The 12,860-nt window shown below is 61.0% G+C and carries 15 protein-coding genes; 7 read left to right on the forward strand and 8 right to left on the reverse strand.

Going from position 1 to position 12,860, the window contains the following annotated elements; translation table 11 throughout:
* The first annotated feature begins 140 nt into the window (after positions 1-140).
* Both ACN9MZ_RS27770 and ACN9MZ_RS27775 read left to right on the forward strand, forming a co-directional pair.
* The gene (locus tag ACN9MZ_RS27770) at positions 141-545 is read left to right on the forward strand and encodes a hypothetical protein (RefSeq protein WP_426340024.1); all 405 of its coding nucleotides are present in this window, start codon (positions 141-143) and stop codon (positions 543-545) included.
* 6 nt (positions 546-551) lie between these two features.
* Positions 552-962, forward strand: coding sequence for a hypothetical protein (locus tag ACN9MZ_RS27775; protein ID WP_426340025.1), 411 nt, complete (start codon positions 552-554; stop codon positions 960-962).
* Positions 963-1,388: 426 nt separating this feature from the next.
* On the opposite strand, the gene ACN9MZ_RS27780 is transcribed toward ACN9MZ_RS27775, so the two are convergent.
* Complete coding sequence (locus tag ACN9MZ_RS27780) at positions 1,389-2,270, reverse strand: DUF3667 domain-containing protein (protein ID WP_426340026.1); 882 nt, start codon at positions 2,268-2,270, stop codon at positions 1,389-1,391.
* Positions 2,271-2,359: 89 nt separating this feature from the next.
* Between ACN9MZ_RS27780 and ACN9MZ_RS27785 the strand changes: the two genes are divergently transcribed.
* From ACN9MZ_RS27785 to gloA, 3 genes are read left to right on the forward strand one after another with little or no spacing between them, the layout of a single operon-like run.
* Positions 2,360-2,620 (forward strand): hypothetical protein, encoded by a 261-nt coding sequence (locus ACN9MZ_RS27785; protein ID WP_426165548.1) that lies wholly within the window; start codon positions 2,360-2,362, stop codon positions 2,618-2,620.
* Between the two features lie 8 nt (positions 2,621-2,628).
* The gene (locus ACN9MZ_RS27790) at positions 2,629-3,930 is read left to right on the forward strand and encodes a PQQ-dependent sugar dehydrogenase (RefSeq protein WP_426340027.1); all 1,302 of its coding nucleotides are present in this window, start codon (positions 2,629-2,631) and stop codon (positions 3,928-3,930) included.
* Positions 3,931-3,942: 12 nt separating this feature from the next.
* Positions 3,943-4,353 carry a lactoylglutathione lyase gene (gene gloA / locus ACN9MZ_RS27795; protein ID WP_426340028.1) on the forward strand — a complete coding sequence of 137 codons (411 nt, stop codon included), beginning with the start codon at positions 3,943-3,945 and terminating at the stop codon, positions 4,351-4,353.
* A 48-nt stretch (positions 4,354-4,401) separates the two neighbouring features.
* On the opposite strand, the gene ACN9MZ_RS27800 is transcribed toward gloA, so the two are convergent.
* From ACN9MZ_RS27800 to ACN9MZ_RS27815, 4 genes are all read right to left on the reverse strand, one after another.
* Complete coding sequence (locus tag ACN9MZ_RS27800; RefSeq protein ID WP_426319469.1) at positions 4,402-5,709, reverse strand: TolC family outer membrane protein; 1,308 nt, start codon at positions 5,707-5,709, stop codon at positions 4,402-4,404.
* A gap of 43 nt (positions 5,710-5,752) precedes the next feature.
* Positions 5,753-6,076: a rhodanese-like domain-containing protein gene (locus ACN9MZ_RS27805; protein ID WP_426340029.1), complete on the reverse strand. Its 324-nt coding sequence runs from the start codon at positions 6,074-6,076 to the stop codon at positions 5,753-5,755.
* A 9-nt stretch (positions 6,077-6,085) separates the two neighbouring features.
* Positions 6,086-6,739 carry a protein-L-isoaspartate O-methyltransferase family protein gene (locus tag ACN9MZ_RS27810; RefSeq protein ID WP_426340030.1) on the reverse strand — a complete coding sequence of 218 codons (654 nt, stop codon included), beginning with the start codon at positions 6,737-6,739 and terminating at the stop codon, positions 6,086-6,088.
* Positions 6,740-6,882: 143 nt separating this feature from the next.
* The gene (locus tag ACN9MZ_RS27815) at positions 6,883-7,533 is read right to left on the reverse strand and encodes a TetR/AcrR family transcriptional regulator (protein ID WP_426340031.1); all 651 of its coding nucleotides are present in this window, start codon (positions 7,531-7,533) and stop codon (positions 6,883-6,885) included.
* Between the two features lie 495 nt (positions 7,534-8,028).
* On the opposite strand from ACN9MZ_RS27815, the gene ACN9MZ_RS27820 reads away from it, so the two are divergent.
* Together ACN9MZ_RS27820 and ACN9MZ_RS27825 are read left to right on the forward strand one after the other, a co-directional pair.
* Complete coding sequence (locus ACN9MZ_RS27820) at positions 8,029-8,661, forward strand: hypothetical protein (RefSeq protein WP_426340032.1); 633 nt, start codon at positions 8,029-8,031, stop codon at positions 8,659-8,661.
* 498 nt (positions 8,662-9,159) lie between these two features.
* Positions 9,160-9,891, forward strand: a complete 732-nt coding sequence (locus ACN9MZ_RS27825; RefSeq protein ID WP_426340033.1) for a substrate-binding periplasmic protein — start codon at positions 9,160-9,162, stop codon at positions 9,889-9,891.
* Here the strand turns inward: ACN9MZ_RS27825 and ACN9MZ_RS27830 are convergent.
* From ACN9MZ_RS27830 to lhpH, 3 genes are all read right to left on the reverse strand, one after another.
* Complete coding sequence (locus tag ACN9MZ_RS27830) at positions 9,888-10,793, reverse strand: M28 family peptidase (RefSeq protein ID WP_426340034.1); 906 nt, start codon at positions 10,791-10,793, stop codon at positions 9,888-9,890. The two genes, ACN9MZ_RS27825 and ACN9MZ_RS27830, sit on opposite strands and share 4 nt — an antisense overlap.
* A 96-nt stretch (positions 10,794-10,889) precedes the next feature.
* Positions 10,890-11,804 (reverse strand): delta(1)-pyrroline-2-carboxylate reductase family protein, encoded by a 915-nt coding sequence (locus ACN9MZ_RS27835; RefSeq protein WP_426340035.1) that lies wholly within the window; start codon positions 11,802-11,804, stop codon positions 10,890-10,892.
* A gap of 4 nt (positions 11,805-11,808) precedes the next feature.
* Entirely contained in the window at positions 11,809-12,819 is a 1,011-nt protein-coding gene (gene lhpH, locus ACN9MZ_RS27840; RefSeq protein ID WP_426340036.1) for a trans-3-hydroxy-L-proline dehydratase, read from the reverse strand.
* Positions 12,820-12,860: the final 41 nt, after the last annotated feature.

Raw genomic sequence — 12,860 nt, forward strand, 5'->3', positions numbered from 1 at the left:
GTTCTGATCTATCTCAAATGCAGGCCTGCAGCGGCTTTCCAGGCGGCAAGGTTGAGGTAAAATTCAAGCTATTGCGAGATTTGCTCCTTTTTTGCCGCTCCATGGATTCCGTATCAGACGCCCAATTTGAACTTGACCAAATGCGCCTCCAGGCCAAGCGGCAGTTGCTTGGGACGGTGGTATTGGGTGTCATTGCGGGCCTGCTGGCGTTTGTCGGCCAGAGTGCGCTGGGCCAGGCCCGGCCGCTGCTGGAAGGTTCTTTCGGATCTTGGCAATCGTTTTACACTTTCGTGCTATGGGCACTGGCGATTGCCTGGATGGTAGCTCTGGCCCAGCAAGCCATCCACTTCCAGAACATCAGCGAACGCTTCGAATCGCAGCGCCGCCTCGACACGGTCTACGCCGAGCGCGCCGCCAAGGCGCTGGCCGCCGAAGAAGACCGCCAGCGCCAGCGTGCCGAGACGGAAGCCCGCCAGGCCGCCGAACGCGTTCGCCGCCAGAACAAAAACGCCCGCAGCACCAAATTCGACTTCTGGCAAGAATAGCAAAACGTGACCGACAACCTATACGCCCCGCCGCGTTCCAACTTCAGCGCTGGCGATCAGCACAAGCGCCCTATCCCTGTGTACCTGATCGCGGCCTTGTGCACGTTTCAGGTTGCTTCCTTGATTTACCTGGTATCCGGAGGCTGGCTACAAATCGATTTGGCCATTTCAACCGGTGCCTTGTCCCCGGTGGCGTTCCTGGCGAAGTTTCTCTTCCCATTGTTCCATTTCATCTCTGGAATGCTGCTCTTCTTCATGAGGAAAGCGGGTGCCTATGCGTTCGGGGCTTACCTCGCATGGAGTGTCCTCAGGCTGTTCACCGACGCCCACACTCCAACGACGCTGGCGGATTTCACGCTAACCGTCTTGATTACTGCTTATAGCGCGTGGCTGTATCGCCGTGGGTCGCTCAAATAAAGAACTAAAGCCTGCCATCGTCATGTTGCCCGGCATGGACGGAACGGGCGAGCTTTTCGCTCCGTTCATCGCAGCGCTCGGCGGGGAATTCAATACGCGCGTGGTGCGGTATCCGGGCGATCATTGCGGCGGGTACTAAGAGGCGCTCTCCCGGGCGGCGATTCCTCTCGACCGACCGTGTGTTCTTCTGGGCGAGTCGTTTTCGGTGCCGATTGCAACCTCTATTGCGGCATCGGCACCGGGCCGGTTGCAAGGATTGGTGTTGTGCTGCATTTTTGCTTGCAGCCCGAGGCCACGGTTGGGAGTGTTGAAGGCGCTACTCAACGCAATGCCGCTCAAAGCGGCATTGGGATTGTGAGTTCCGCTGCGCTCCGGGCGCGTATGCGCCCGAAGAGGCCGCGCGCGAAGTTGCGGCCTTTGTGCGCATTAATGCGCGGAGATAATCCCTAGCCCCATCACCCCCAACACGGCAATCGCCAGCGATATGCCGTGCAGCACCCCAAGCAGCAGCCAGCGCCAGATTGTGCCCCACTTGCCCTTCTGGTAGACGCGCTGCATGGCCCAAGGCAGATAGCCGGCCACCCAGCAGAACGCCACAAACTTCAGGAAGCCGTCAGGCAGGAAGATAAACACGCCGAGCATCACGAAGGCAAACGCATTGGTGTGCAGCGCGAACAGCATGTGCTCACCGTACTTCTTGCCAGTGCCGAGATAGAGCACCTTCATCCACAGCGCAAAAATTGGCATCAGCAGGAAGATCGCGTACGGCGCGTATTTGTAGAACCCTGCCTGCATGACGGCGCTCTTCTGGTGGTCGTCCATCTTCTCGAAGCGGTCGACGGCGTGGTAGATGGCAGGATACTTCTGCTGCAGCGCCAGTTCCAGCTTGTCGTTTACGATCGGCGGATGATCTTCCTGGTTGGCCCTCAGTTCGGCGACGGCGCGTTCGGCCTGCTGCTTGACGACCGGCGGCGTCGGACGCGGATCGACCGTCGCCACATCGGCATCGCTGAACTTCAGCACAGCGAAAAAGATGATGCTCAGCGAAAGATAGAGCCGCAGCGGCTCGACATAACGCTTGCGGCGTCCCGCCAGGTACTCGGCGGTCAGCAGCCCAGGGCGAAACAGCAGGCGCGAGATCGTGCCCCACAGGCGCCCCTCCAGCGCCACGTAATGGCCGATGAACTCGTGCATGAATTCACTGAAGCTGGGTGCATGCAGGTGGGTCTCCTGCCCGCACATATGGCAGAAGTTCCCGGAAGTGGTGGCGCCGCAGTTGCGGCAAGTATTGTCGGTGGCGATATCCATATTGCAATGCTACCGGTGGAATTGCTTCTGTTCAAGCTGGCGACCACCGCCGCACGCCTTCGCTACCATGAATCGAGGAGGACGACACCATGGAACCGAACAGCAAGGACCGCAAGGTCAATACGCAGGCGCCCGTGGACCGCAGCGGCGGCAAGCGCCTGCCGCACGAGCGCGACGAGTCGCCGCAAGGCGAGACCCAACAGAAGACCCGCAGCGTGATCCGCCAGGCAGCCGAGGACATCGAGCAGGGCCTGGTCGACACCGACCTGCACGGCAAGCCGGGCTTGCAAAAGCCGCAGGCCGGCAACGAATCGAAAGCCCATCCCCTGCCCGGCACCAAGCGCGATTGAGGCCCACCATGCGAACCGCCATCCTTTCCCTCGCCGCCTGCATCGCCGCCGGCGCCGCCCTGGCGCAAACTTACCCCGCCGGCTGGGGACCCAACCCAAGCCTGCCGGAACCAAACAAGAAACTGATCCCAACCATCAATGTCGCGCCAGTCGAGCGCTGGAAGGATGACGACAAGCCGGTGCCCGCCTCGGGCTTCAGCGTCAGCGCCTATGCACGCGAGCTCGAACATCCGCGCTGGCTGTACGTGCTGCCCAATGGCGACGTGCTGGTCGCCGAGACGTCCGCCCCGCCCAAGCCGGAAGACGGCAAAGGCATCAAGGGTGCGATCATGAAGCACGAGATGAAGAAGGCCGGCTCGGTCACGCCATCGGCCAACCGCATTACCCTGCTGCGCGATATCGACGAACGCGGCATGGCCAAGACGCGCGCCACCTTCATCAAGGACCTCAACTCGCCCTTCGGCATGGTGCTGGTGGATAAGGACCTGTACGTTGCCAACACCGATGCAGTGGTGCGCTTCCCCTACGCCGAGGGCGCGACCTCGATCAGCGCAGCGGGCATCAAGGTACTCGACCTGCCTGCCGGTCCGCTCAACCACCACTGGACCAAGAACATCACCGCCAGCCCCGACGGCCGCTTCCTGTACGTCACGGTGGGCTCGAACAGCAACGTCGCCGAAAACGGCATGGACAAGGAAGAAGGCCGCGCCGCCATCTGGGAATATGAGCGCGCCACGGGCAAATCGCGCCTGTTCGCGACGGGCCTGCGCAACGCCAACGGCATGGCGTGGGAGCCCCGGACCAAGGCGCTGTGGGCCGTGGTAAACGAGCGCGATGAACTGGGCGAGGACCTGGTGCCGGACTATCTGACCTCGGTCAAGGACGGCGGCTTTTACGGCTGGCCCTACAGCTACTATGGCCAGCGCGTCGACACCCGCGTCAAGTCGCCGCGGCCCGACCTGGTGGCGAAGGCGATCATGCCCGACTACGCGCTCGGCGGCCATACGGCCTCCCTCGGCCTCGCTTTCTACGATGCGAAACTGTTCCCCGCCAGCTGGCAGGGCGGCGCCTTCATCGGCCAGCACGGCTCTTGGAACCGCAGGCAATTCAGCGGCTACAAGGTGGCTTTCGTGCCGTTCGCGGAAGGACGCCCTTCCGGGCCGCCGGTGGACTTCCTGTCCGGCTTCCTGACGCGCGATGGCAAGGCCAAGGGCCGCCCGGTGGGCGTGGCGGTGGACAAGACCGGCGCCTTGCTGGTGGCGGACGACGTGGGCAACGTGGTGTGGCGTGTGACGCCGGCAGCGCGCTGATACAATAAACCCATGCGTATCCTACACACGATGCTGCGGGTTGGTGACCTGCAGCGATCCATCGACTTCTACACCAAGGTGCTGGGCATGCAGCTTCTGCGCACCAGCGACAATCCCGAATACAAGTACACGCTGGCCTTCCTCGGCTACGGGCATAACCCGGAGCATGCGGAACTGGAGCTGACGTACAACTACGGCGTCGAAAAATACGATATGGGCAATGCCTATGGCCATATCGCGATCTCCGCAACCGACATCGTGTCGGCCTGCGAGGCCGTGCGCGCCAACGGCGGCAACGTTACGCGCGAGCCGGGCCCGGTCAAGGGTGGCACGACGGTGATCGCCTTCGTCACCGACCCGGATGGCTACAAGATTGAACTGATCGAGCGCAGCTTCGACGGCCAGGGCGCCGGCCTGCGCTGAAGGGAATCGGCCGCGGCGCCTTGACTGGCGCCGCAACCGTTCAAAGGCTTAGTGCTGCAGCAGGGCGTTGATCGGCTCCAGGTCTTCTTCCTTGAGCGAACCGGCCGCCGACTTCAGGCGCAAGCCATTCATGATGGTGTCGTAGCGCGCCTTCGACAGGTCCTTCTGCGTGGTGTACAGCTGGCGCTGCGCATTCAGCACGTCGATATTGATGCGCACGCCCACCTGGTAACCCAGCTTGTTCGATTCCAGCGCGGACTTGGACGACACTTCCGCCGCTTCCAGTGCCTTGACCTGGGCCAGGCCGCTGTTCACGCCGAGGAAGGCCTGGCGCGCGGTCTGCGCAGCCTGGCGGCGCGATGCCTCCAGGTCGTTGCGGGCCTTATCTTCCAGGGCGATCGATTCACGCACCTTGCTGGTCACGGCAAAGCCGTTGAAGATCGGGATGTTCCAGGTCACGCCGATGGCGTTGTTGTTGGCCAGCGATGCGCCGGTGACCGAATTGCGGGACTTCTGCGCCACCAGGTCCAGCGTCGGCATATGGCCCGCACGCTGCTTGCTGATCTCACGCTTGGCAATTTCCACATTCAGCTTGGCGCCGGTCACGCCGTAGTTCTGCTCTTCGGCAGCCCCCACCCAAGGCTCCAGCGTTGCCGGCTGCGGGCTGGCGATCGTGACGCCGGTGCGCAGCGGCGCCAGAGCACCTGGCGCCTGGCCGATGATCTGCTGCAGCGCGGTGCGTTTCACCTCCAGGTCGTTCTGGGCGGCGAATTCCTGCGCCACCACCAGGTCGTACGCTGCCTGCGCCTCGTGCGTGTCGGTGATGGTCTGGGTGCCCACCTCAAAGTTGCGCTTGGCCGATGCCAGCTGTTCGGTGGTGGCGGCCTTCTGCGCCTGGGTCGCGGTCAGGTTGTCCTGCGCGGTCAGCACGTCGAAGTAGGCCTGCGACACGCGCAGGATCACGTCCTGCTGCGCTTGTGCAAACACCGCTTCCGCGGCGGCGGCCGACAGCTTGCTCTGCTGGTAGTTTTCCCAGTTGGCCCAGCGGAACAGGGGCTGGGTCAGTTGCAGCTGCATCGTGTGGCTGTAGTTTTCCGTGTCGCCCGAAAGGCCTTTGATGCGGTCAGTCTGGTCACCGTCGTTTTTCATGGCGGTGCCGCTAAGGCCTATGGTTGGAAGCAATTGCGAACGTCCCTGCACCGTGCGTTCCTGGCCAGCCGCCAGTGCGGCGCGGGCGCTGGCGTAAGTGGCGTCATTCGACAGCGCCTGTTTGTACACCTGGACCAGGTCGGCCGCTTGTGCATTCAGCGAGAACAGGGCGCTGGATACCAGCACGGCGAGGAGGGGTTTCTGCATTTGCATCTCCGTTGGAGTCGTCAAAAAGGATTAGTTTTCGTGCCTAGTACTGCGGCATTGAGCTGTCCACCTGCACAGCCCAGGCGTGGATTCCGCCTGTCAGATTGCTTACCTTGCTGAAACCGTGATGCTCGAGGAAGGCTGCCACCTTGAGGCTGCGCGCCCCGTGGTGGCAGATGCAGACAATCTCTGCATCCTCGTCGAGATCGTCGATGCGGGCCGGGATGGTCTGCATCGGCACCAGGGTCGAGCCTGCGATATGGCAGGTCTCGAATTCCCAGTTCTCGCGCACGTCCAGCAGGAAAGGCTGGGCGCGGCTCTCGTCATTGAGCCAGCCTGCCAGTTCCGGTGCGGTCAAGTGCTGCATTGGCGTTCCTTAGAAAGTGAACGCCGAAGGTTTCACCGCCAGGTCGAGCGGCTTGACATCGGTCTCAAACAGTTTGACGGTGTCGTAGCCGTGGTCTCCGGTGCGGGTGATGCGGTGCGCGGACATCACTGGCGAATCGCCGATGATGGCCACGATGCGGCCGCCCACCTTCACTTGCTGCAGCACTGCTTCCGGCAGCACCGGCAGCGAGCCGGAGAACACGATCACGTCGAACGGCGCGCCGTTGGCCCAGCCCTGGGCGCCATTGCCCAGTTCCATGGTCACGTTGGCGATGCCGTTCGCCGCCAGGTTCTTTTCCGCCAGCGCCTTCAGTTCGGGCGCGATTTCGACGGCGGTCACGTGGCGGGCACGGTGCGCCAGCAGCGCGGCCAGGTAGCCGGTGCCCGCGCCAACCAGCAGCACGTTTTCATGTTTCTTGATTTGCGCGTCTTGCACGATGCGCGCTTCCAGCTTCGGGGTCAGCATCTGCTCGCCACCCGGCAGCGGAATGAAAGTGTCGACAAAAGCCAGGTTCTTGTAGGCTTCTGGCACGAAATTCTCGCGTTTTACGACCAGCAAGAGATCGAGGATGTCCGTATCCAGCACGTCCCAAGGACGGATTTGCTGTTCGATCATATTGAAACGGGCTTGTTCGATATTCATCTTTGTTGACTCGGTGAGGGATAAATAATCCGTCATTTTATCGTTTGTCTGGTCAGGTGGGCATATTAACGATTAAGACAACGGACCGCGGGAAATTGCGACAGTCTGCAGATTTGGGGGGGTGAACGACCAAATTCGGCAATTTAAGCTGGTTTTTGCGGGGCCAGGCCCTGCTGCACGAGGCCGAGGAAGGTGTCCATGAAAGCGTCGGCATCGATGCCCTCGTGGGTTTCGCAGGGGAAGAAGCTGTGCTTCCACATCATCAGCGTCAGCACCGGGGCGACCAGGACGTTGGTCATCATGACCGGGTCGAGCGGCCGGAACTCGCCGCGCGCCACGCCGCGCTCCAGGATGCGGGTCAGCAGCGCGCTGCCGCGCTCGATGACTTCTTCGTTATAGAACAGGGCCAGTTCGGGGAAATTGCCCGATTCGGCCATCATCAGCTTGGCCAGGCCGGCGGCCTTGGTGGCGCCGACCTTGGTCCACCAGGTGCGCAGCATCTGGCGCAGCAGCTCGTCGCTGGGCATGTCGCGGGCGGCGGCGGCATCGGTTTCGGCCTGGCCGATGGTCTGCACGATGGTGTCGCGCACCACGGCCTTGAACAGTTCCTGCTTGTTCTCGAAATACAGGTAGAGCGTGCCCTTGGAGACGCCCGCGGCGCGCGCCACGTCTTCCAGGCGGGTGGCGGCGAAGCCGCGATCGACGAACAGCTCCAGCGCGGCGGCCAGCAATTCCTGCGGACGCGCGTCCTTGCGCCGTTCCCAGCGGGGCTTGGTATCAGTCGGGTCTTGCATACTTAAAGTTGCGTTTCAGTAACTTACTCATGAGTCAGTTATCTTAGTTCCCGCGCCAGCCGGCGTCAAGTTTCAGCATCAGACGACACATAAGTTTGCACGGGCGTCAGATAAAGTTGCACGCGGCGCCACATAAACTTGCACGTAACTCAAATATCGACTGGCCATCGTAGTTTTTTGCTCGCGAATAGTTAAGAACTGACAGAGGTCGTCAGCAGAAAATCGCAATAACCGAAAAGGAGTTGCGAGAGCGGGGGTTTTCCCAAACTGAAATCCTGTATCTTTACCGCGATCACACAGCTGTCAATTGGGAATAAAGTAAGTCCGAGCAGTCCGATAAGCAGGGGGTTACGCTGAGCATGGACCGACTTTGTCAGGCATTTTGAGCAAGTCCCTGCCTTCCCCTTGCCGACTCAGCGTTTGGTTCGATACATTGTCTGAAGCCTGAACTGAACTGTGAACCCTCTGACCGACCTTCCCCACTTAGGAGAACCTATGGCTTTTGAAGTAATTACGTTAGCAACTTGTGCCGCAGTTTGGAAACTGCACAAAGAACTTCCTGAAATATTCGCTGGTCGCAAGAAGAGCTTGCGGGAGGAGGCTGAGTTCGCCGACAAATTTCTTAAGCGCGTTAACGATGCCGATTTATCTGCCTTTGCCCTGGAAAGAGGATATCAGGCGCTTGCGGGCAGCCGTGCAGTACGGGCAAAAGGCGTAAAACACCTGCTTTCGCTTACGGACGATCCTGGCCTGCTTCACGACTATGTCGATGGCGTCTCCCACATCGAGTTGAAGGAAGACGCAGGACTGACTCGCTTCCACTACAAGGAAAAGGCCAAAACTCGCCGTCAGCGCAACTGGCTGAAATTCCAATGCAATGCGATGTATGCGGTCTTCTTCTTGTTTGGTTTGTCGCCTTTGATCATGGTATGGTTTCGAAAGGACTTTGAACCTTTGCTTTATTTACTGGTCAGCGTGCCGGTCTTCGTACCCTTGGCGATTCTTTGCGCCGCCGACGGTTTGAAGGTAGAGTCCGCAGAACGGGTAATGGCAGTGCAGGAGGCTGCTAAACCCATGGCTGATCGCGACTTGGACGCAACTGCTACTATTCAGGAGATCCGCCCGTAGTTCCGCGAGGCCTAGTCCACGAACGCCCCTTGAAATTCGCTTCGTCAGTCATATTGAGCGAGTTCCAGTTCGAGCAAGTCCCTGCTGTTCCTCTCCACTCTATTGACTAAGTCCCGCCAATGCAAAGGGAGGCTTGCTCCTTCTCGACGGCTATTCAAATCGCTATTTGCATCCTCAATGTGCAGCATCCTGCACTTTAACAGGCGGGCGACATGCGGATCTTGCTTGATGTCGAAACCTATTAATTAATCCGGAGCTGATCTTCGAACTCGTCGGCACCGGCCCCGCATCAATAGTGCAGGTTTATCTGTCGTTTTGAGAATGCAGTGCAACGTTATTTGTCGTCGAGTGCAAGTTTGTCTGGCGTCTGAAATTGCAAGTCGTTGATTTTGTTTGGTGTGCCGTGCAACATTATGTGTCGTTCAATGTTCAGGTCTTGACTTGGATTTGTAGCGGCGTAATAGTGAATGCGAACCCAACTCCCCACGACCCAGGATCATGGGACGCCTCTTTTACGCGCTATGCCTTGTGTTCGCCGCCTGGTGTGCGGACGCGCACGCCGACACGCTCAGGGTCGGCTTCTACAATTACCCGCCGATGATGATCGAAAGCGAGCAGGCCGGCATTTACCAGGAAATCCTGGACGAGCTGAGCAAGATTACCGGCCATCGCTTTCAGATCCGGTACTTTCCCTACGCACGGCTTGCCCAAGAGTTCGACCTGGGCCGGATCGACCTCGAACCTGGTGTATTCCCCGGCTGGGTAAAGAAGCAACGGGTGCCTGGCCAGTTTTCAGTGCCGTTCGGGAAGGTGGTTGATGTGCTCGTGTTCGCCCCGGGCAAGCATTTTCGAATCAACACGCCAAGAGACCTGAGTGGCAGGACGATCGGATTGGTCAGGGGCTACACCTACCCGGACTTGCGCGAACTGTTTGACAGTGGCCTGGTACATCGCGCAGACGCCGTCAGCGAAGCGCAGCTCATGGCCATGCTTGCTGCCGGGCGGATGGACCAGATCCTGATCAACAAGGCGGTCGCGCAATACAACATGCTCGTGGTGCCCAAATACAGGGAATTCGTCCTCGGTGACGTTCTGGGCTCGTTTGATGTATCGATGCGCATCCACCCCAACAAGAAAGCCTTGTTGCCGGAACTGGATGAAGCCATCCTGGCAATGAAGCGCTCGGGGGCCATCGCCAGAATCTACGCCAAGTACGGCGTAACTCTTTAGTCCCGGCCAAGCACCGCGTAGACCGACTGCACAACCATCGCCATGCGCTTGTAATCGAGCTTGTCGAACGTATCGCCGGGGCGGTGGTAATTCCGATTGCGCATGAATGCCGTGTCGGTCACCATCAGGGCCGGATAGCCCTGCGCCCAGTAACTGCGGTGATCGGAAAAATCGACACCTTGCACAAAGGCTGGCGCGTTGAGCGAGTAGACCGGCAAGTCCGTCGCTCCAGACATTGCCGCCTTCACTGAGCGGCTAAGGCCAAAGTCGCCAAACTGCCCTACCAGGGCGATGAAATTGCCGCGATCCGGGTAGGCAACCTTCATCGCGGACAGCGGGTACGCCTGGCTTCCCGGACTGTCGCTAAAGTAACCGATCATCTCCAGCGAGAGCATCAACTCCACATCACGCCCCGCTGCTTTCAGCGCGCGGGCATGCCACACGCTGCCCATGTGGGGCGAACGGAAGTGTGGCGGCTCTTCCAGGGTATATGCCACCAGTTCGACCGGGCGGCCTGGTGCGGATTTCCCCAGCAAGTGCGCCAGTTCCAGCAAGCCAGCGATGCCACTGGCATTGTCGTCGGCGCCCGGCGTGCCGCCGTGGCTGTCGTAGTGTGCGCCAATCACCAGCAGACGCCCGCGCTCGGGACCAAAGCGGGCGACGACGTTCTTGTACCGCATTTCATCGACGACCACGTCCTGGGTAGATACTTGTGCACCAGCTTCCTTGAATTGCTCTTCGATGTATGCCGCCGTGCGCGCCAGTATCGCGGCGTGCTCAAAAGAGCGCGGGTAGAAATCGACGCTCAGTTTTTTCACGTGCGCTTCGAGCCGGGCAGGATCGACGGAAGGTGGCGTTGAAGGCACCGGGGTCACCATGGGCTGGGCAACCAAGGCGGCCAACGTCAATATCCCCGCGCAGATGACAGCCAACGTAACAATGAGGCGGCGTGAGCTACTTGTGAAGGACTGCAAAAAAGCCATTCCTGTGCCTTGTTATCAAATCGCACATACTACCCGGGCGGCCGCCAGATCCCAAGCGGCCTGGCCGACCGTTTTGAAGACCGGGGCCAGCGGCCCGCGCGGCGCGGCGCCGGCGAGGATATCGGCAAGAGGCTGCACCCGATCCCAGGCGATGGCTGCTTGCAGCAGGTCGCCGGCTTCGTGCCGTGCACCGGCCAGGTCGTCCACCACGACCTGGCGGGCATGCAGCAATTCGGGCGGCAGTTCGGCCATGCCGGGGCGGAATGCGCCCACGCCGATAGCCAATGTATGCGGCGGTAACGCAGCGGGAACGACCGGTTGCCGCGAGGTGGTCAGCGCAATGACCACGTCGGCCGCTGCGGCATGCTGCGCCAACTCGCCCTCCCCGACCGGCACGATGTTCACGCCGGGATGGCGGGCGCGCAGCACGGCGGCAAACTGCATCGCTTTCGCCATGCTGCTGCCGGCGACATGCAGTTCTGCCACGCCGAAGTAGTCGGCCAGCGCCTCGGCGTGCGCCGCCGCCTGCGCCCCGGTGCCGATCAGCAGCACCGTTGCGGGCTTGCGCGGCGCCAGCGTGCGGATGCCAAGCAGGGACATGGCCGCGGTGCGGCGCTGCGTGACGGTGGGTCCATCCAGCAGCGCCAGGCGCTTTCCAGTCGCGGAATCGAACATCACCACTTCGCCCTGGATCGCCGGCAATCCGTGCCGCGCATTATCGGTATGGACGGTAACCAGCTTGGTGACGCCAAGATCGGGGGCGACGGCAGGCATGCAGAGCAGCGTGCCGCCCGCATCGATCCCGACCGCCAATCGTTCCGGCGCCTTGATGATGCCTGCGGCCAGTTCCCTGACGGCTTGGGCCAACGCGTCGACCAGGCGGTCGTAGGGCAAGGCCTGGGCAGTTTGTGCGGGATCGAAGATCTGCATGGCTTCAGCGGAAAAAGAAGCCGGTCGGGAACGGGTCGGCGTCTTCCAGCACCCATTGGTTGAAGCCACTGATATGGGCGCTGCCTGTGACTTCGGTAATAGCGCCGTCGAACTCGCCCACTTTCACTTTTTCGGTCACGCGCACGGTGAAGGCGCTGCCGACGATGCTGCCGTTCACATAGGGCTGTCCAAACGGCAGTTGACCGCGCAGGAACAACTGGGCCGCGCGGCCGGAAGTGCCGGTGCCGGTGGGCGAGCGGTCCACTTCGCGGTCGGCAAAGATGCAGACGTTCGACTGGTCCACGCCGGGGCGGTTCGGCGCGCTGTCGATGATGGTGCCGTACAACTGGTCCAGGCCCGGCTCGAGGGGATGGCGAACGCGCGTCTTGGCGATGACGGCCGCCTTGGTTTCCGCGCCGAGCTGGATCAGCGCGCGCACCTGTTCCGGCCGCACCTCCAGCCCCGCTTGCGCGCCGTTGATGTAGTAGTAGAAAGCGCCGCCGAACACGATGTCGCCGGTGATGCAGCCGAAGCCCGGCGTTTCCACCTCGAGGTCGCGCGCCAGGATGAAGGCCGGCACATTCCTGAAGGTCACCTCCCCTGCCCGCTGGCCGTCCCATGCCACGCGCGCTTCGATGAAGCCGGCCGGCGTATCGAAACCAATGCGGCTGACCGGGCTTTGCCGCTCAACGTGCCCCATTTCCACCAGCACCTTGCCGAGGGCGATGATGCCGTGGCCGCACATATCGCTATAGCCTTCATTGTGGATGAAGATGACGCCGAAATCCGCATCCGCCGTGACAGGCGGCAGCAGGTAGGCGCCGTACATGTCGGCATGGCCGCGCGGTTCATTCATCAGGAAGCACCGCAGATCGTCGCGGTGCTCCTTCAACCACGCCCTTTTCTCGAGGATGGTCGCGCCGGGAATGGCGGGCAGGCCATTCATCAGGATGCGCAGCGGTTCGCCGCCGGTGTGGGCGTCGATAGTGTGGATCGTACGGGAAAACGTCAGCATGGTTGGCAGCAGGCTTGGTAAAATTGGTTCAAATTATAACC

Source organism: Pseudoduganella sp. S-14 (genome assembly GCF_049913285.1).
Lineage (GTDB): Bacteria > Pseudomonadota > Gammaproteobacteria > Burkholderiales > Burkholderiaceae_D > Rugamonas.